The sequence below is a fragment of the Calothrix sp. FACHB-168 genome (assembly GCF_963889195.1).
GTDB lineage: Bacteria > Cyanobacteriota > Cyanobacteriia > Cyanobacteriales > Nostocaceae > Aulosira > Aulosira anomala_A.
Window position 1 is genome coordinate 128,159 of the sequence record NZ_CAWPNJ010000021.1, and the last position, 18,891, is coordinate 147,049.

Consider the following 18,891-nt stretch of genomic DNA (forward strand, 5'->3'; position numbering starts at 1 on the left):
GCGGGATTGCGGGATAAGCTAGGGATATTACTCTTGGCAACAGGGGCAAAGAAAATAAATGATTTACTATCAATGCCCAATGCCCAATGCCCAATGCCCAATGCCCCATTACAAAATCTTCCGCCCAGTTAAGACTTCACGTACACTCAACATGGCTGTATATGTGGGTAATATATGCAGGGTTTCGTTGTTGGGTGTACGCTCTAATGCGGTGTTAATGGCATCGCGTAAATCTTCTTCCACAATTAGGTTAAAATTATGATTAGGCTGAGGATCGCTGTAACGCAGACGTAAGGCCATGTCATAAGCGCGATCGCCACTCACAACTAAAGTACCTCCACGCTGGACTAATTTCTCTGTATCGACATCCCATATCCAAGATACATCTTCACCATCTTGCACTCGGTCATTTAACACCAGCAAAGTAGTTTTATCTGTACTTTGAGTAACGACACGAATGGTTTCATTCGTCCCCACAGGATTTTTTGATAATAAAATCCGTACCTTTTTCCCGTTAATTTCCAATTCTTCCGCCCGCCCAAAAGCTGCTTGGAAGTTGGGAATAGTCTCGCGGATAGTCGCCGCATCAACTCCTAATTCTTGGGCAGCAGTGGCAGCTGCTAAGGTATTGTATTTGTTATATAACCCGACAAGAATTTGCGGCCATTCGCTGCTGTTGAGACTGGGTTGACTGCGACTAAAGCCGCAATTACCACAACTATATTCGCCCATGTGGGACAAATAAACGCCTTCGTAGTTGAGAGCTTGTCCGCATCTGGGACAATAGATAGAATCAACAGCATGGGGAATCGCTTCTAAATAATGTTCTGGTTCGCTCAAACCGAAAAACGAGACGCGCTGTTGAGTTAATTGTTGACCGAGATAGCAGATAGTAGGATCGTCAGCATTAGCAACTACAATAGTCTGAGGTGATAAAGTTGCGATCGCTTTACCCCAGCGTTTACTAATAGTATCAACTTCGCCGTACCTATCGAGTTGATCGCGGAACAAGTTTAAACACAGAATCAGCTTTGGTTGAATTGGTGCTAATACCTTGGGTAGGATATTTTCATCAACTTCTAAAATCGCGTAATCCACATCCAAGCTACCCGTGAAGCTAGCGTTATCCATCAGCGCCGTCATCAACCCATTTTCCAAATTCGCGCCTGTGGAATTATGCGCCACACGGTAGCCCTTGCGCTCTAAAATTTCTCGTAAAAGTAGGGATGTGGTAGTTTTACCATTAGTGCCAGCAATGAGAATCGCCCCGTGTTTTACCTGCTGACTCAACAATTGCAACAACTTCGGTTCAATTTTACGCGCAATCGACCCTGGTAATACACTAGCAGCACCGAGACGGAGCGATCGCACCATCAAAGTCACGCCTTTCGCCACCGACACCGCCAAACCTAGTTTGATTCTATCTATAAGATGTAATTTGTTTGCCACAGTAATTAATAGCTTAAATTAATTTTGTCAATAGTTAATAGTCAATGGTCAATAGTCAATAGTCAATAGTCAGTTGTCATTGGGCATGGGGCATTGGGCATTGGGCATTGGGCATGGGGCATTGGGCATGGGGCATTAAGTATTTATTTACCCCCTCTGCTTCCTCTGCTTCCTCTGCCTCCTCTGCCTCCTCTGCCTCCTCTGCACCCTAACCTCTAGCCCCTAGTCCCCATAGGCGTTATCTTAAAAAATGGTGCAAGGACGTAATCATATATCCAGCGCTACTTGCTGAATTCAGCAAAAACTCACAAAACAGTAGCTCACAAGGTTTCTTTTGATGAATGGCTTAAAGTTTCCTTTTTTACAGAAAAAAACTCATTGGCAAAAATTGATTTCTAAAGCTTTGGTGCTGCTTGCGTGCTTGTTGATTCTCAATATCCAACCAGCATCTGCTGGTATTAAGGAAGACAATTATGAAGGCAACATTTTCGTTGTTTATGCTGGTAATGGTTCGTTAATTCCTCCCAGACAGACATTAGCACAGTCTCTACAAGAGCATAAACCAGTGTTTTTGGCTTTTTATGTCGATGACAGCAAAGATTGTAAGGAATATGCCATTACAATTTCGCGAGTACAGGAATTTTACGGTAAAGTTGCAGAAATTATCCCCATTAGTGTAGATACCTTCTCATCTCAAAAAACTAATGACCCTACCGATCCAAGATATTATTATTCTGGCGCAGTACCTCAAGTTGTAGTCTTCGATCAATCCGGTAAAGTAGTTTTAAATAAACAAGGTCAAGTACCTTTTGAAGAAATCGACGATCGCTTTCGTGAAGTGTTTGATTTACTACCTCGTTCCGAGTCAGTACAGTTAAAGCGGCGTTCCTTCAATGAATTCAGTAGTGAGTTAAGTAAGTAACCTTGAGGGTAGACCAAATTGGTCTGCCCTAATTTTTAGTCATATCTGATACTACATTGTCAATTTCGTCAAGAGATAATCTGTAAATAATCTGATTTAACAAAAAAACTTAATTCATCGTCAATAGTTCAATGGCACACTAATTAAGATGGCACAAAGATGGGGAAAAATTAATAACCGACAACTGACAACTGACAACTAACTAATTAGAGCGTGTTCTGATGTCAAAGGTTTATACTACCGAAGAACTCATCCAAATTTTAGCAGCCGAACGTCAAGCTTGCTTGAAGGGGGAACGCCTAAAATTAGAAGTAACAGTTTCTGGCAATCCGATAATTGACCAATTTATCAGAACTGATGGACTGCAAAAGTTTACTGCCTATCAAGATTTTAAAGCTGCTATTCACGACTATCAAAGAGAAAATCACGTGTCAGGTATCATTTGGCATGAAGTAAATGTCAAAGGAAAAACTGTACATTATCCGAAAATAGATAGTGAATTAATTGCTTTAAATCATGATTTAGAAATATTACAATCCGCCAAAGATTCAATCTTAGAATTTTGGTATGAAGTTACTTCGGATATGGATTTATATCTGAGTTTTAATAATAGCAAACAACACGAACGCATTCATAAAATTGATGTCGAAAGAATTGCCCAAAGAACAGAATGGGCTAGTTTATGGAAATGGGAAAATTCTAACTTTTTAGAAATTATTTTACAGTTAGGCTGGGGACAACCACAAGAAGCCTATTATAAACGCGGACGACCCCATTCTGGTAGCGAGTATATTCATGCCGTAAACCCTGGTAATCATCCGATTGGCTAATGAATATGCATTATTTAGTGGTGTTGATGACACCCTAGAAGAAGTCAAGCAGATGATAGCCAAAGGTTTTGACCTCATTTAAGAACAGAATTTCGCGATCGCTGTATTTTTGAATTAAAATCCAGAAATAGACCCTACATCCTCATTAGCGGTTCCTGGGAAGAACGCTTTCATCAAGCTTGTGTTGCAGTAGATAAAATCATGGATTCTCGATAGCAACGACGGGATTCGCACCCGCATCTCCTGGTATACTCCAAGGAATTCTGCTGTTTGAAATACGTTGCTGGTGGCAGTGAACCGAATCAAACGGTCGTCTCCTACTTGAAGAGTAGGCACTTTGCCACTAAGCTACACTGCCTAGTACCTCTGCGGGGAAGTCAAAAGTCAAAAGTCAAAAGTCAAAAGGTTAATACATCAAGGTTTATGAATGTTTGAAATGGTAGCTTTATTTGAGCCTTGCTGTACTAGTTATTGACTTTAGTTAATTATTGTGTCCGGTTAAAACTTACTATTAGGGATGACGCGGGGGACTCGGAAACCGCACAGATTGGGGATTAGGGGCGGCGGGGAAGCGAGGACGCGGGGAGAATTAATAATAAGTAATTACCCGGACTTAACACATATATTATCGCATTTTCACAAAAATAGCAACGGCAGGATTTACACCCGCATCTCCTGGTCTACTCCAAGGAATTCTGTTATTTGAACTACGTTGCTGTGGCAGTGAACCGAATCAAACGGTTGTCTTCGTGTTTGGCAGACACGTGCTTTACCATTAAGCTACACTGCCGTGATGGGTATGGGGCATTGGGCATTGGGCATTGGGCATTGGGCATGGGAAATTTTTCTTCCTTGTCTTCCTTGTCTCCCTTGTCTCCCTTGTCCCCCTTCCCTTATCCCTTTCCTCTACCAGTCTATCTCTATGTAATCTTTAAAGAATTTACCAAAAGGGGTCTTTCCTTGATTGATTCCCAAATAAATTAAATCGCAGATTCGCGCGGCTGCGTCAATAATATCAAAGGGGGGATTTACGCCGCGTTCTTGCATAGATTTAGCTTGGTGATAAGGATGTTGAAAGCTAATCCAACCGGGGTCTACTGCATTCATGAAAATCCGGTGTTTGGCATATTCTTTGGCACAGGTGCGAGTCATTTGGTTGAGTGCTGCTTTTGCCATATTGGTGTGAGGATGTCGCCAAGGTTTATCAACGTCGTTAAATCGTCCTTCCATTGAGGAAACGTTGATAATGTATTTCGCAGTTTCTTTTTGATTGCTCATTAACAGCTTGAGTCTGCTATTAATGACAAAAGGTGCGATCGCATTAATGATATGCACTTCTAATAATTCCAAAATGCTGACTTCATCATCTTTCATCAGCCAGCTATTAAACGGACGCAAATCAAGCTGTTGTCCATCATCGCCATACATTCCCGGTGGGAATAAAGCGGAATTATCTAAATTATCTTCAGGAATTAGGGGAATTTGCGAGAGAAAAGCTGATTTTTCCGGTCTAATATCTTCACTAGCTACCTTTGGCAGCAAATTATCACTTTCTGCGGCGTTTAAACTATGAGTCTGACTCAGCAAACCTGGCAATTCTGGCGGTAAATCTTGCACGGGTAATGATTCAAACTCAATTAAATGCTGATAAAACGCTGGTGGACGGCGTACTGTTTGCGCGGCGTTGTTAATAATAATATCGAGTCGCGGATAAAATTTGAGAATGTGTTGGGTAAATTGCTCAACACTGTGGAGATGTCGCAAATCTAGCCCATAAATTTGTAAGCGAGTTCGCCATTTTTCAAAGTCAGGTTCTGCTGCGTATCGTTTTGCAGCGTCATGAGGAAAGCGCGTTGTAACTATGACAGCAGCACCATCTCGTAACAATTTCAACGCTACAGCATAGCCAATTTTTACCCTAGCCCCGGTGACAACAGCCGTCATTCCTTGTAACTCAGCGCTTTGATGACGTTTGCTGTAGTTAATGTTTCCGCAATTAACACAAACGCCATTGTAAAAATTATGCTCTTGTAAAAAAGTTGCTTTGCAGACGATGCAACGTTGTTGTTTGGGCATTGGGCATGGGGCATGGGGCATTGGGCATTGGGCATTGGGCAGAGACGCGATGAATCGCGTCTGTACAATTGTTATTTGTCTTCCTTCTCATTTATACTTCGTTCCGTTGGGCATAATTGCACCTGACAATTTAGCACTACTGAAGTCAGCACCTAAAATATTTGCACCGGAGAAATTAGCATCATATAGATAAGCTTGGCTGAAGTCTGCGCCTAAGAGGTTTGCTTCTTGAAAATTTGCACTTTGGAGGCTGGCTTTGCGGAAATCAGCGCCAATAAGATTTGTTTTGTGGAAGTTTGCTTGTCTTAAGTTTGTACCACTGAAGTTAATACCACTAAGATTAAATCCACTAAAATTAAATCCCCAAAGTTGAGAGTTTTTCCAATTAGCTCCGCTTAAATCAGCTTCATTGAGGTTAACTGTTTGCAGAATAATATTAAATAAATTAGCTTTGTGAAATTTTGCACCACTAATTTTTGCTTCATACAAATTTGCTCGACTCAAATTTGCTGCTGTTAAATTTGTTTTACTAAGGTTAGCTGCTTTTAAATCGGCTCTTATTAAGTTTAATCCAGCCAAATTTAATTCACTCAAATCTGCTTTGACTAATTTAGCTCCGCCCAGTTTTACGCCAGTCATATCAGCTTCGCGGAAATCGGCTGCTGCTAAATTTGCGCCAGTAAATTTACATTTATTTAAATTAGCTTTTCTAAAGTTAGCTTGGCTGAGATTGGCTCGAAAAAAATTTACTTTATTTAAAGTTGCTTTACTAAAATCAAATTCACTTAAATCAGTACGGCTCAGGTTTGCACCGCTCAGATTTGCTCCTTGTAAAATCGCTGCCGTTAAGTTAGCACCATTGAGATTTGCATTACTTAAATTTGCACCACTCAAATTTGCACCGCTCAGATTGGCTTTATAAAGTTTAGCTCCACTCAAATCGGCTCCGCTTAAATCTGCCCAACTTAAATCTACTTGGCGAAAGTTGAATTTTTTTAAGTTAGCTCCACTGAGGTTAACTTCACTTAAATTCAACACCAAATATTCGCTGAATTCTGTTTCAGATATATACTCTAATAATTTTAAATTTTCTGCTCTCCATTCATTCCAAAAACCTGCACCTTTTCGTATTAGGGACAGCATTTCAGTTTGAGTTAAAGAATCAGGAATATCTGACATAGCGAGATTCATCCAAGAAGGCAGGGGGGACAATTGTAGAGAAGCGATTCATCGCGTCTCTGACTATTTACCATTTGACAACAGCCTAACCGCTTCACCAAAGGGGAATTGATTTAAGTCTAGTCCACCGGGAGTAACTACCCACAATACGGGGAAATTTGGCTGTTGTTCAGGAAATGTACCATAGCCATCTGTGAGGTATACACAAACACTATTACTGTACCAGTCAATTTGGTCGTTAACTTTATCGAAGAAAGGAACGAAGGATGTACCACCGCCGCCTACTGGTTTAGGTAAGGGACTATCTGTGGTAAGTTCGTAAGGGCCGTAAGCTTCGGCATCGGCGTAATAAAGTTGACATTGAATATGGGGGTAAGAATTGAGAATTCCGATAACTTCGCTGAAAAATAGCCGCAGTTCGGCTTCGCCTACAGAACCACTGGTGTCAACTGCCACAAATACTTTGACGCTTTCGCCTTCGAGTGCTTCTAGGTAAAGTCGCTGGCTGATAAAGCGACGGTCAAAGCCTGTAAAATCTGTAGGGGTTCGCACTAAGTAGCGCCACAGATAAGAACGCCAATCTAATTGCCCTTCGCTGAGGGCTGTGAGTTCTCGCTGAATTCCTGCAGGAATACTACCTTGATTATTACAGCTGTGAGCAACTGCGATCGCCTGTTGCATCGCATTGCGCCAATGATTTTCTAAAGTTTTCTGGCGTGCTGCATCTAAACTACCATCAGATTTCCCGTCTTTTGGCTCATATAATAAGTCAGCTTGGCATTTTGGACAATTTTTAGCATCTTTTAGCAATATTTCATAAATTTCTTCCACGCTCAAATGCTCTAGCTCTAAGTTGCGCACGCCACCAGCAGGTAATTCAAAACTTTGTTGCTGGGCAATCATGCCATTAACCACAATATCAGCCGCTACATTCCAGAGATTGCGTTCTCTGGCACCACGGCGGGGAACGTGCAAAAGTGCGGCGTGTAAGACTTCGTGTAATAATAAGCCATCAAGTTGGGAAGAAGAGAGCGATCGCAAAAAATCTGCATTAATAAAAATATCCTCTCCATCCGTCGCTGCAGTGGGAACGCTTTCGGTAATTAACACTCGTGCAAACAAAGCCAAAGTTGCAAAAAACGGCGATTTCATCCGCAACCGCAACATCGAAGCACTGATAAGTTTGTTTAATTGGGCATTGGGCATGGGGCATTGGGCATGGGGCATTGGGCATGGGGCATTGGGCATTGGGCATTGGGCATTGGGAAATTCCTTAATTTTGAATTTTGAATTTTGAATTCTTTCCCCCTGCCTCTTAAACTCCCATCAATTCCTGAAATTCCTGCATAAATTTCTGAAGTTTCGGGTCTTTTTGCACTAGCTGGGCTAATGCGCCAATTTGCTTTTTGCTGCGCATACTGCGAAATAAATCTGTGGCAAATAACTGCACCCATTCCATTGCGGCTGTTTGGGATATCCAATTGAAGGCGTTATGTGCTTGGTTTGCAGATTGAGCGTTAATGGCTAAACCTATGGTTACTGCATAGCGAACTGATGGTTCTGTGGGAAATTTAATTCGCTCGCCTTTACCCAAGAGAATCTCAGTTAAATCTGGTAAGTTTTGATACAGCTTAATAAACGCATTGAATTCTGCGGTGGTTCCTACTCCAACGGCGGGGGTAATATCCAATCCGGTGGCGTGTAATTGACTCGCCATCACCCAAGAACGGGGCGAAGGCCATGATGGCTGTTGGGGGTCGAGTTTATGTAATAAGCTGGGACGGAAGGAGAGAAAGGCGATAATTTGCTCGTGAACTCCCGTAGATAAAGCGTATGCTTTGAAACTATCAAAATCAGTTTCTACTTGTAGATGTAAAAAGCGGTTGGCTAGGGGGGAGGGCATATCAAAGACTGCTGCACGGTCTTCTTTACGGTTCCCAGCTGCCCAGACAAACCAACCTTCGGGAACTACGTATGAGCCGACGCGACCGTCAAGAATTAACTGCTGGGCTACACCTTGCATAGCTGGGGGAGCCATGTTTAATTCATCGAGGAAGAGAATACCCTTACCTTCACGGGGTAAAAATTCTGGGGGATACCATTTAGAAGTACCGTCTTCAGCTACAGGTAAACCGCGTAAGTCGGTAGGTGCAAGTTGAGACAGGCGCACATCAACAAAATCAATTTGATGTTTGCGCGCTAGTTGGGCAACGATGCTAGATTTACCAATTCCCGGCGGGCCCCAAATCATCGTACTGAGAGAGATATTTTTACTCAACAGGTTATCGAGGTAGGCTTTGAGGTCTGCTGGTGTCATGGTTCGGGGAAAATGTCCGTATTTTTATGTAGTATTCCATAGCTTGGTTGGAGTTTTTTAAACGCCAAAACCCAGCAAAATTTAGATATTAACTTGAGTACTACAATTATATTACAGGCAGATATGAACTGTCATCGATGGGATGCAGTTTTGTAGATAAAATAGCGATCGCACTGCGTTTGATCTGATACCAATTGAAAAAAAGAATGGGATAACGGCACTGCTGTGCGGGAGTATCCCAAATGTGCAAAAACGCCCTCACCCTATAAGGGTGGGGCTAGAAATACGAAGCCTGCCTTCGCAGGCTATCAAACTTTTAGCCTGCGAAGGCAGGCTTTGTTGGTATAGCAATACCCTTCTAGGGTATTGCGTCAAAATTGGGATGCTCCCCTGCTGTGCCCTCTAGAATATATTGATGTGTCGCCAACATCATGTGATTTGGTTATGTTGCAAAGCCAAAATTAAGTTTTGCGACTTGTGAATCAAGTATACAAGTTGTAAATCAAGTTTTCTAATTCACAAATCAAGTATACAAGTTGTAAATTAAGTTTTGCGATTCGCAAATCAAGTATACAAGTTGTAAATTAAGTTTTGCGACTTGTAAATCAAGTATACAAGTTGTAAATCAAGTATACAAATCTTGTATTAACTCCACGATTGATAAACCTGCTAATTAAGCTAAATACTGGTAAAAATATAATTAATGCGCCTGCTGAATCATGCCCAGGCGCTAATACTTATTCTCTCTTGTATTTATAAAATAAAATAACTAACCCCTAAGGGACTTCCAGAAAATAAATTATCCAATTTCCGAGAGAAGATATTTTGATTTTCCCCCTGCTCCCTGCCCCCTGCCCCTCTGCCTACACAGTGATAGTATATTTTTTTAGTTGGAAGTCCCTAACCCCTAACTTTCACGCCGCACGGGTAAAGGCGCAGGTTTAACGGCTACTTGGGTAGTTTTTCCGTTGCGTTCTACCTGCATTTGTAAAGGCTCGCCGATTTTGCTATTTTCTACCAGCTTTTGTACGTCTTCGATTTTGGTAACAGGTTGATTATTAATACTGCGAATGACATCGCCGCTTTTTAAACCAGCAATGGCGGCGGGAGAACGAGGTACAATATTGACTAATAATACGCCGTCGTTGGTTGTTAAGGTAATGCGATCGCCTAATTGATTATTAATTCTTTCCCTCAGTTCTGGCGTAAGTGTCACCATTTGCACCCCTAAATAAGGATGATCCACTTTACCGTTAGCAATTAATTCTTGGGCGATTCTTTGGGCGGTGTTGATGGGAATTGCAAAGCCCAAGCCTTGCGCACCGCGAATAATCGCTGTATTCATCCCAATTACTTGACCCCTCACATTTAATAATGGCCCCCCAGAGTTACCGGGGTTAATTGCTGCATCAGTTTGAATATAATCTACGCGCTTGTCGCTAGCACCAATATCGCTGCTAGAACGTCCTGTGGCGCTAATAATGCCAGATGTTACAGTATTGTTTAAACCTAAAGGATTACCAATAGCAATTACAGCTTCTCCTGGTTGCAAAGCATCGGAGTTGCCGATTCCTAAAGTTGGTAAATTATTAGCATCTATTTTAATCACGGCGACATCGGTAACTGGATCTTCACCCAGCACCTTACCGTTAAAAGTGCGACCATCTTTGAGGGTGACGGTGACATCATCAGCGCCGTCTACTACGTGGGAATTAGTCAAAATTTGCCCAGTGGAGTTAATAATAAACCCAGAACCGCTACCCCGTTCTACCCGTTGTCTGGGCTGTGATGGTACAGTATCGCCAAAAAATCGCCGAAAAAATGGATCTTCAAATTCTTCTGACTGGGAAGATACGGTTCTGGAAGAATCAATCCGTACCACAGCCCCACCTACTTTTTGTACCACTCCCACCACAAAATTAGGATCGCCATTAGAGGAAGAAAAAATTGGTGCGGGAACAATGGGGTTTTGGGAGACTACCGGAGACTGAGTTGAATTATTTTGTTGTCTTTCCAGAGTTTTTCCCGGTAGCAAAGAGCAGCCACCAAGGTATATTAAAAAACTTATCTTCAATAGCAGCGACATCACATTGGTTTTACCCTGTTGCTGGAGTAAACCTTGAGTAACAGTACTTTGGGCTGCACAAATCCAGGTGTTTATCTTCATGTGTCGTTGCGTCTCCGTGTTAGTCGGTGGGTGGTAGGATATTGCCTACCGGGTATGTCCCAAAATGATTACAACTTAAAAGCTGCTTCCAGGGCTAGGGTTTATGAATACTAACTTGGTGCTGGCTTATAACTTCTATTGTGACTATTAGCTGCAAAGGTGGTAAAAAATGGAAATTCTCTTAGAAAATTTGTGGAGTCAGGTACTAGAGCGATTGCAAAAAGAATTATCCCGTCCCACTTTTGAAACTTGGATTAAAACTGCAACTGCAGAACGATTAGAGAATAATTGCTTGGTGGTATGCACTCCCGATCCTTTAGCTCGCAATTGGTTACAGAAATATTACATCAATACTATTGCTGATGTTGTGCATGATATTGTAGGTCATCCTGTAGAAATTTACATTACTGTGGCTAAAGGTGATGAGGTTGGACAATTCCATGAGTCACAAGTTAATGGGAAATTACCAGCCCAAAGTGATGTCAAACAGACAATTGCACCCAATCAACAAAGCACTAATGAATTAAATCTAGATTATGTATTTTCTAAATTTGTTGTTGGTGCTAACAATCGCATGGCTCATGCGGCGTCTTTGGCTGTAGCGGAATCGCCAGGAAGAGAGTTTAACCCATTATTTTTATGCGGTGGTGTCGGTTTAGGTAAAACTCACCTAATGCGGGCGATTGGACATTATCGGCGAGAAATTTGTCCAGATTCTAAAGTCTTTTATGTTTCTACTGAGCAGTTTACTAATGATTTAATTACAGCTATCCGCCAGGATAGTATGCAAAGTTTCCGCCAGCATTATCGGGCGGCTGATGTGTTGTTAGTTGATGATATTCAGTTTTTGGAAGGTAAAGAGTACACCCAAGAAGAATTTTTCCATACTTTTAATACTTTACATGAAGCTGGTAAGCAAGTGGTAATTGCTTCCGACCGTCCGCCAAACCAAATTCCCAGTTTGCAAGCTAGATTATGTTCGCGGTTTTCGATGGGGTTAATTGCTGATATTCAACCGCCTGATTTAGAAACGCGGATGGCGATTCTGCAAAAGAAAGCTGAGGATAAAAAAATTCAGCTGTCTTTAGATGTGATTGAATATATTGCTGCTAACTACACTTCTAATATTCGCGAATTAGAAGGAGCATTAACAAAGGCGATCGCTTATATTTCTTATTGTGGTTTACCGATGTCTGTTGCTAGTCTCGCCCCACTGTTAGAAACACCGCACCAGCATGTAGCAGCGACTCCAGAATTGATTTTAAAGGCGATCGCAGATTTTTATCAAGTTTCCATTGAAGACCTCAAAAGTAACTCCCGACGGCGAGAGATTAGCTGGGCGCGACAAATCGGGATGTATCTGATGCGTCAACATACCGATTTAAGTTTACCGAGAATTGGCGAAGAGTTCGGCGGGAAAGACCATACAACGGTGATTTACAGCTGTGATAAGATTACTCAACTGCGAGATAGCGATCGCACTTTAGCAAATACCCTACGTCAATTAAGCGATCGTATCAATATGAATAGCCGTTCTTCGCCAGCAACTTGATGGTTACCTCAAAGTTTTCCACAGCCTTGACTATGAATCATCAGCTTTATTAGCCATTAGTTTGCGAAAAATATTAAGCCCAGTATAAAAATATATTAAAAATTTATTCGCCTGTGGAAAAAAATGATTATTTGGGGAAAATTTTGGGGAAAACTTGATAGTTTTTCGGAAAAAATTCATATAAGTATATTTACCTTGTGGAAAACTTAGGGGGTTTTTCCACAAGTTTTCCACAGAAAGCAAGTTGTGAAACTAGCCAAAAAATCAATTAGCAATTATTTATCCACAATTTCCACAGATGCTAATCCAAATTTCTCAAAATAGGTAGGTTGGTGTAATTAAATATAACTGGTAAGGATTGTCATTGGTCATTAGTCATTGGTAAGGGTTTCAAGTCTATTGACCTTTGGTAATATATTTTGGTTTATTTATATAATTAGGGAATTCCAAAAAATAAATTATGTCAAATTGTAGGGCTACGGTTACCCCAGCCTGTGCCAACTTAAGCTAAAAGCTATATACTGCGCCTGTTGTACAAAAACCCTCGCCCTCATCCCCTCACCCCTTCTCCCCCAGGAGAAGGGGAATTAAATCTCTTGCTCCCCTCTCCCTCAGGGGAGAGGGGCTGGGGTGAGGGCATAACCTAGTCACCAAGCGGGTTTCACATTAAGTTGACACCAATGGGTAACCCCGCCCCTACGAGTTGCGGATTTGGTAAGTTAATGATTGGAATCTTTTTTTATTCGTTCACAGTCAACCGTCAACCGTCAACCGTCAACATTTTTCACAACTGAAATAGAATTGCTAAATTTGAGCTTTGGTAGGTTTTTACTCAAATACGGACAAATCAAACCAAAAAGTTGTACCAATTCCTACTTCACTCACCAAGTTAACTTTACTATGATGGCGTTCCATAATATTGCGGACAATTGATAACCCTAATCCTGTACCTTCTAGGGTGTGGACGCGATTTTCTACGCGAAAGAAGCGATCAAAAATTGCTTGTTGGTCTTCGCTAGCAATGCCAATACCAGTATCAGATATTTCTACGCGCACTGGTGGCGATGATTTTTGCTCTGCGGATTTAGCATTTAATTGATAGGCGCGGATCGCAACTTTACCACCGGCGGGGGTAAATTTAAGCGCATTACCGACTAAATTAGCTAATACTTGCAGTAACAAATCGTAGTTACCCACAACTAAAGGTACAGGTGATGTGACTTCCTGAATTAATTCAATACCTTTATCTTTAGCATTGAGTTGGTAAGTCCGCAGAGTTTGTTCAATTGCTTGACTTAAATCTACACCATCAAAATTGTAAGTCCGCCCAGATTCCAGTTTTGATAAATCTAAAACATCGTTAACTAGGCGTGTCAGGCGATCGGTTTCATGGTTAACTGTTTGCAGAAACTCTTGACGTTGTTCTGTACTTAAATCTTCGCCGTAGTCGTGCAAAGTTTCGATAAAAGATTTGATATTGAACAAAGGCGTGCGCAGTTCGTGAGATACGTTGCTGATAAATTGGCTTTTGGCTTCGTTGAGTTCAACTTCTCTGGTAATATCTTGGACGGTAATGGCGATACCTTTGACACTTTCCCGTTGTAAATCCAAAACTGTGGTTAACAGAATGCGGATAGTACGTTGGGTAGGTTGGTTTAAAGCGATGCGAAATTCCGCACTTTCCGATTCACCAGCAGCCATTTCATACAAGGTACGGCTAGTTTCCATTTGCACGGCTGGCGGTAAGTGATGTAGCACGTTACAGCCGACTACGTCATCACTTTCCCAAGCAAAAATTCGCTTGGCTGTGGGATTGACTAAGATTACCTGCATGTTATTGTCAATCAATACCGCACCATCGGCAATGGTGGAAACGAGAGTTTCTAGCTTGGCTTTTTCGGCTGTGAGTTCTTCAATATTCTGTTCTTCATAGCTTTCTAATCGCTTTGCCATATCATTAAAGCTGAGAATTAACTCTCCTAGTTCGCCGCCTAGGGGTAAGTCAATTCGCTGCTTAAAGTTGCCGGCGGCGATTTGCTTGACACCTACTAACAGTTCTTTAATTGGCTTGGTAATGGTGAGCGCATTTACCACCCCTGCCAAAATTACCATGACCCAGATAGTAATAAATACGGCAATGGTGACATCGCGGGTAAAATTGGTAGAGATAACAGCAGTTTGGTTAGGATTAATGCCAATTGCTAAGACACCCAAATATTTGTGATCGGCAATTAGGGGGACAAACACATCAGTCACCGAACCATCGGGTGTCATGTGTTGGCGTACCATTGGCTTATCGCTTTCTTTAGCGTAATCTTCTGGTAGTTCGATGCGCCGTTCAATGGTTAAAGAGGTTTCTACCTCGGTTTCCCAAAAAGGAATCCCATAAAAAATTTCCCCAGTTTCATCAGCGTAGAGCATATAACGCACGCTTGAGGTGCTGCTGTAGAAGCGTTGGGAAAATTGGGCAACTTCTTGGCGTTTATCTTCAGCAATTAACGGCGTCACATTGGCAGCTAGCAGCAGTCCAAGGTCACGACCGAAGCGGGTATCATTTACTTGTGCATCCTGCTGAATCGTATTCACCGCCCAGAAGGTTAACCCACTCATGGCTAAAGACACCACTAATGTAGCCGCAGCCAATAGCTTAGTCTGGAGGGTGAAATCTGACCACCAATTTGCGATCGTTTCTCGGATTGTTTTCAAAAGAGCCAGCATTTTAAATATAAGTTGTTAGTAGTTCTTGTTTTAACAAACCCTGCGGAAAGTCCCCCAGTAGAGGAATGGAACTGGGGGATAGCTGGGAGCGAGTCTTGATTACACAACGAGAATATAGGAAAATAATGATAGTTTTTCACCTTTCGGCTTTGCTCAGGGTTGACGGTTCGACTCCGCTCACCGTCAAACTGTCTGCTGAAGGCAGACAGCTGTGCAGGTTCTCCCAGTGAGGAGATAAAAATAGTAATACTAGAGACGCTGTGTAAGACCAATTTGTACTTCTACAAAGAAACTACGGCGAGTCAGGCACGAAGCATCAGACTCAGCTTAAGCGGAGTCTGTGGGGCTTCACAACCCAACAACTAAAAAATTGACATCTTCACCCGCGCTATTAAAGGACGGGGATTCCAAAAATCACTTTTTGGATTTCCTGGTTTTGCCCTTACGGGTTTTCGGCACTTGGCTAGATATTTCTATCCCCGCTAGTTCGCCTGCACAGGCAGTTTCCATTCCCCGATTGCCCACGGGTACTAAATCAAGTCCACGCAATAACACCATCTCAGCCGCCGCATGATCTCGATGCGTTCGATAACCACATTCAGGACAAATATGCTCTCTTTTGGAGAGTGGCTTTGTTACAGTCGCTTGACAATATGGACAAGTTTGACTAGTGCCGTTAGGATTGACACGCATAAAAAATACGCCACGTTTCCAACACACCCATTTAAGCAAGTCTAAAAATGCGCCAAACGAAGCATCAACACAGTCTTTGCGAAGCATCCCTCTACTAAGTCCAACCGTATTTAGATCTTCTACAAAGATAGTTTCAGCAGAATCACAAAGCTTGTGAGCGGTTTTGAGATGGAAGTCCTTGCGTTTATCGGCTATGTGATGATGCAACCTTGCTACTTTGATTTGAGCTTTCTCCCAGTTGGCAGAACGGTTCTGTTTTTTTGCAGCCCGACGTTGCAGCAATTTCATCTTGCGGTGTTGGGACTTCAAAAACTTAGGGCGTTCAAAAAAGCTACCATCTGACACGGTTACAAATCTTTCCAATCCAAGGTCAATTCCGATTGCCCTACCATGAATAGGGATATCGGGAACCAAAGCATCAGTGGAAATGCAGATAATCACATACCATTGCGTTCCACGAGCCTTAGACAATACCCTTACTTGTTTGACGCTAAATCCATGAGGGATTGGGCGACTCAGACTAATAGGAATGCTGCCAATCTTAGGCAGAGTAATTTCAAACCCATTGATGGGATTATCTTTGAACTGTGGAAACACGAAAGATTTGAATTGCCCAAACTTTTTGAATCTTGGAAAACCAAAGCCACGTTTTTGAAAGGACTCCCAAGTGTCATGCAATCTGCGAATTGTAGTTTGCAGGACTTGAGAGTGAACTTTTTTCAGTTCTGTCCAAGATTCTTTGAGTTTGGGCAAATCGTTTTGCTGACGATGGTAGGAAGGGAAAGGAGCATCGGCGGGAATAATGTATTCTCGCTCAATTGAACACCTATCTACCATGCACTTGCGCGAATTAATCCAATCTTTCAACTCGCGCAAAGCTCGGTTGTAAATTTTGCGCGACATTTCCAACCATTCAAGCATCAATGCTGATTGGGTGGTGTTTGGATAAATTCGGTAGATGTAATTCATTGTCAGCATAAATCAAATTTACCATTGAAGTGTAGAGTTGGTAAAACCTTGCTAGACAAGAGATCGACCATTTCTCGGACACCCGTAAGGGATGTACACCACAATTTTCCAGCAACCTTGCCACCGTATAGACAGATTAGGAATTGGGCAAAAGAGGTTAAATAAGAGTCAAAAGTCAATTATCTGTTGACTGTTGACTGTTGACTGTTGACTATGGGTTGTTGACTCTATGCCCAATGTCCCTACGGTAATATATGCCTGTAAAGTGAATTGATTCTAAACCTTTGTAGGCTTGGGCGATCGCTTCTGCAAAATTTGCCCCTGTACCAGTGACATTTAATACTCTACCGCCATTGGTGACGATTTCTTGTTGCTGGTTTAATGTTGTGCCTGCATGGAATACGGTGACTCCGGTGGCGGTGACTTGAGTAATTCCCGTAATTACATGTCCTTTTTCGTACTCCCCAGGATAACCGCCAGCAGCAGCAACAACGGTGGCTGCTGCTCCGGGTTTCCAAGTAATTGGTGTTTGGGCTAAACGCTGTTCTACACAGGCTAAAATTAACTCTTCTAAGGGAGTTTCCAACAAGGGTAGTATGACTTGAGTTTCCGGATCGCCAAAGCGACAGTTAAATTCCAACACCTTAAAGTCGCCGTTGGGAGCAATCATTAAGCCGGCGTAAAGTACTCCTCGGTAATCTATACCTTTAGCTTTTAAAGTCGCGATCGCTCTTTCTAAAACTTCTGTTTGCACCCTTGCCATAATCTCTGGTGTGGCAATGGGCGCAGGGGCGTAGGCTCCCATTCCCCCGGTATTATCGCCTGTATCGCCTTCGCCTATACGTTTATGATCCTGGGCGGGTAATAAGGGGCGAATTGTTAAGCCATCAGTTAAGGCTAACACCGAAACTTCTTGCCCAATTAAACATTCTTCAATGACAACAAATTCCCCAGCACTGCCAAATTGTCCTTGAAATATCGCCTCAATGGCACTGTGAGCCTGTTCTACAGTTTCCGCCACTGTGACGCCTTTACCAGCCGCCAAGCCATCAGCTTTAACTACAATTGGTGCGCCCTGGGCGGTGACATAAGATTTAGCAGCTGCGGCTTCGGTAAATACGGCGGCTTTCGCTGTAGGAATACCAGCTTCTTGCATTAAAGCCTTCGCCCAAGCCTTACTTGCTTCAATTTGTGCCCCGGCTCTAGTAGGGCCGAATACCTTTAATCCTTGATTATGAAGAAAATCTGTAATTCCTTTCGCTAAGGGTACTTCCGGCCCTACTACGACAAGATTTATCCCATTATGATGACAATAATTACCAATGCCCGGAAAATCATCTACCGCCAGAGGTATATTTTGGCAATTTGCCATACTTGCCGTACCGCCATTACCCGGTACGCAAAAAACTTGCTCAACTTGGTTAGATTGCAGCAGTTTCCAAGCCAGAGCGTGTTCGCGCCCCCCATTTCCAACAACTAAAACTTTCACGGATATCCTCTTACTTCCCTTGGCAACAGCGAAGCTACTCGCGGATCAATTTTTTCATCAATGCTTGTGTTAATGCAAGGGGCATGGGGCATTGGGCATTGGGCATTGGGCATTGGGCAATTCAATTTTGGATTTTGGATTTGCGATAGCGCAGCGTTAGCGAGTCCGCGAGCGTCTTTTGGATTGAGTTTGAATCTAAAATCTAAAATCTAAAATCTAAAATTCCTTGTCCTCCTTATCTCTTACACCTATTTTCAAGACAGCTAATCACGAGAAAATCTCACAACCAAACATAAAAATATCTCTTCCCAGTCAACAGTCAACGCTTATTTTCAAGTTAGCCATTCACGCCAGGTTTTGGCACAACCAAGCATGAAAATTTGTCTTTCCCATGCCCAATGCCCAATGCCCAATGCCCATTTTCAAGTTAGTCAATCACGGGAAAATCCCACAACCAAGCATGAAAGTATGATATTTTCCCAAATGGTACTCCAAAACGAGGTTGTGGTTCACTAGTGCAACATTAGCCT

General features: G+C 42.4%; 12 protein-coding genes and 2 tRNA genes. 3 read left to right on the forward strand and 11 right to left on the reverse strand.

The window, feature by feature from the left end; translation table 11 throughout:
- Nucleotides 1–108 precede the first annotated feature (108 nt).
- On the reverse strand, nucleotides 109–1,455 hold the full coding sequence (locus tag AACW45_RS13860) for a MurT ligase domain-containing protein (RefSeq protein ID WP_190633187.1): 1,347 nt from the start codon (nucleotides 1,453–1,455) through the stop codon (nucleotides 109–111).
- Nucleotides 1,456–1,786: 331 nt separating this feature from the next.
- Here AACW45_RS13860 and AACW45_RS13865 point away from each other — a divergent pair, with 331 nt between their 5' ends.
- Both AACW45_RS13865 and AACW45_RS13870 read left to right on the forward strand, forming a co-directional pair.
- Nucleotides 1,787–2,371, forward strand: a complete 585-nt coding sequence (locus AACW45_RS13865) for a thylakoid membrane photosystem I accumulation factor (protein WP_190550271.1) — start codon at nucleotides 1,787–1,789, stop codon at nucleotides 2,369–2,371.
- A 221-nt stretch (nucleotides 2,372–2,592) separates the two neighbouring features.
- Complete coding sequence (locus AACW45_RS13870) at nucleotides 2,593–3,201, forward strand: hypothetical protein (RefSeq protein WP_096648033.1); 609 nt, start codon at nucleotides 2,593–2,595, stop codon at nucleotides 3,199–3,201.
- A 284-nt stretch (nucleotides 3,202–3,485) separates the two neighbouring features.
- Here AACW45_RS13870 and AACW45_RS13875 read toward each other — a convergent pair.
- The 7 genes from AACW45_RS13875 to AACW45_RS13905 form a co-directional block, all read right to left on the reverse strand.
- Nucleotides 3,486–3,559, reverse strand: a tRNA-Glu gene (locus AACW45_RS13875).
- A 360-nt stretch (nucleotides 3,560–3,919) separates the two neighbouring features.
- Nucleotides 3,920–3,991 (reverse strand) — tRNA-Gly (locus tag AACW45_RS13880).
- A 116-nt stretch (nucleotides 3,992–4,107) separates the two neighbouring features.
- Nucleotides 4,108–5,298: an SDR family NAD(P)-dependent oxidoreductase gene (locus AACW45_RS13885; RefSeq protein ID WP_242045656.1), complete on the reverse strand. Its 1,191-nt coding sequence runs from the start codon at nucleotides 5,296–5,298 to the stop codon at nucleotides 4,108–4,110.
- 66 nt (nucleotides 5,299–5,364) lie between these two features.
- Nucleotides 5,365–6,456 (reverse strand): pentapeptide repeat-containing protein, encoded by a 1,092-nt coding sequence (locus tag AACW45_RS13890; RefSeq protein ID WP_190633174.1) that lies wholly within the window; start codon nucleotides 6,454–6,456, stop codon nucleotides 5,365–5,367.
- A gap of 63 nt (nucleotides 6,457–6,519) precedes the next feature.
- A complete protein-coding gene (locus AACW45_RS13895) occupies nucleotides 6,520–7,704 on the reverse strand; it encodes a vWA domain-containing protein (RefSeq protein WP_242045657.1) in 1,185 nt (394 codons plus the stop codon).
- A 67-nt stretch (nucleotides 7,705–7,771) separates the two neighbouring features.
- On the reverse strand, nucleotides 7,772–8,773 hold the full coding sequence (locus AACW45_RS13900) for an ATP-binding protein (protein WP_190633175.1): 1,002 nt from the start codon (nucleotides 8,771–8,773) through the stop codon (nucleotides 7,772–7,774).
- Nucleotides 8,774–9,680: 907 nt separating this feature from the next.
- The gene (locus AACW45_RS13905) at nucleotides 9,681–10,859 is read right to left on the reverse strand and encodes an HhoA/HhoB/HtrA family serine endopeptidase (RefSeq protein ID WP_190633190.1); all 1,179 of its coding nucleotides are present in this window, start codon (nucleotides 10,857–10,859) and stop codon (nucleotides 9,681–9,683) included.
- Nucleotides 10,860–11,109: 250 nt separating this feature from the next.
- Between AACW45_RS13905 and dnaA the strand changes: the two genes are divergently transcribed.
- The gene (gene dnaA / locus AACW45_RS13910) at nucleotides 11,110–12,492 is read left to right on the forward strand and encodes a chromosomal replication initiator protein DnaA (RefSeq protein ID WP_190633176.1); all 1,383 of its coding nucleotides are present in this window, start codon (nucleotides 11,110–11,112) and stop codon (nucleotides 12,490–12,492) included.
- Between the two features lie 828 nt (nucleotides 12,493–13,320).
- Here the strand turns inward: dnaA and nblS are convergent.
- The 3 genes from nblS to purD form a co-directional block, all read right to left on the reverse strand.
- Nucleotides 13,321–15,210, reverse strand: a complete 1,890-nt coding sequence (gene nblS, locus AACW45_RS13915; RefSeq protein ID WP_190633177.1) for a two-component system sensor histidine kinase NblS — start codon at nucleotides 15,208–15,210, stop codon at nucleotides 13,321–13,323.
- A gap of 414 nt (nucleotides 15,211–15,624) precedes the next feature.
- Complete coding sequence (locus AACW45_RS13920) at nucleotides 15,625–16,881, reverse strand: RNA-guided endonuclease InsQ/TnpB family protein (RefSeq protein ID WP_242045658.1); 1,257 nt, start codon at nucleotides 16,879–16,881, stop codon at nucleotides 15,625–15,627.
- Between the two features lie 202 nt (nucleotides 16,882–17,083).
- Nucleotides 17,084–18,361 carry a phosphoribosylamine--glycine ligase gene (gene purD, locus AACW45_RS13925; RefSeq protein ID WP_190633178.1) on the reverse strand — a complete coding sequence of 426 codons (1,278 nt, stop codon included), beginning with the start codon at nucleotides 18,359–18,361 and terminating at the stop codon, nucleotides 17,084–17,086.
- Nucleotides 18,362–18,891 lie beyond the last annotated feature (530 nt).

Coding starts and splice junctions, on each gene's coding strand:
- AACW45_RS13895 (WP_242045657.1), bottom strand. CDS start 7,704: ATGCCCAATGCCCCATGCCCAATGCCCCATGCCCAATGCCCCATGCCC.
- AACW45_RS13905 (WP_190633190.1), bottom strand. CDS start 10,859: ATGTCGCTGCTATTGAAGATAAGTTTTTTAATATACCTTGGTGGCTGC.
- AACW45_RS13890 (WP_190633174.1), bottom strand. CDS start 6,456: ATGTCAGATATTCCTGATTCTTTAACTCAAACTGAAATGCTGTCCCTA.
- dnaA (WP_190633176.1), top strand. CDS start 11,110: ATGGAAATTCTCTTAGAAAATTTGTGGAGTCAGGTACTAGAGCGATTG.
- AACW45_RS13870 (WP_096648033.1), top strand. CDS start 2,593: ATGTCAAAGGTTTATACTACCGAAGAACTCATCCAAATTTTAGCAGCC.
- AACW45_RS13865 (WP_190550271.1), top strand. CDS start 1,787: ATGAATGGCTTAAAGTTTCCTTTTTTACAGAAAAAAACTCATTGGCAA.
- AACW45_RS13920 (WP_242045658.1), bottom strand. CDS start 16,881: ATGCTGACAATGAATTACATCTACCGAATTTATCCAAACACCACCCAA.
- AACW45_RS13885 (WP_242045656.1), bottom strand. CDS start 5,298: ATGCCCCATGCCCCATGCCCAATGCCCAAACAACAACGTTGCATCGTC.
- nblS (WP_190633177.1), bottom strand. CDS start 15,210: ATGCTGGCTCTTTTGAAAACAATCCGAGAAACGATCGCAAATTGGTGG.
- AACW45_RS13900 (WP_190633175.1), bottom strand. CDS start 8,773: ATGACACCAGCAGACCTCAAAGCCTACCTCGATAACCTGTTGAGTAAA.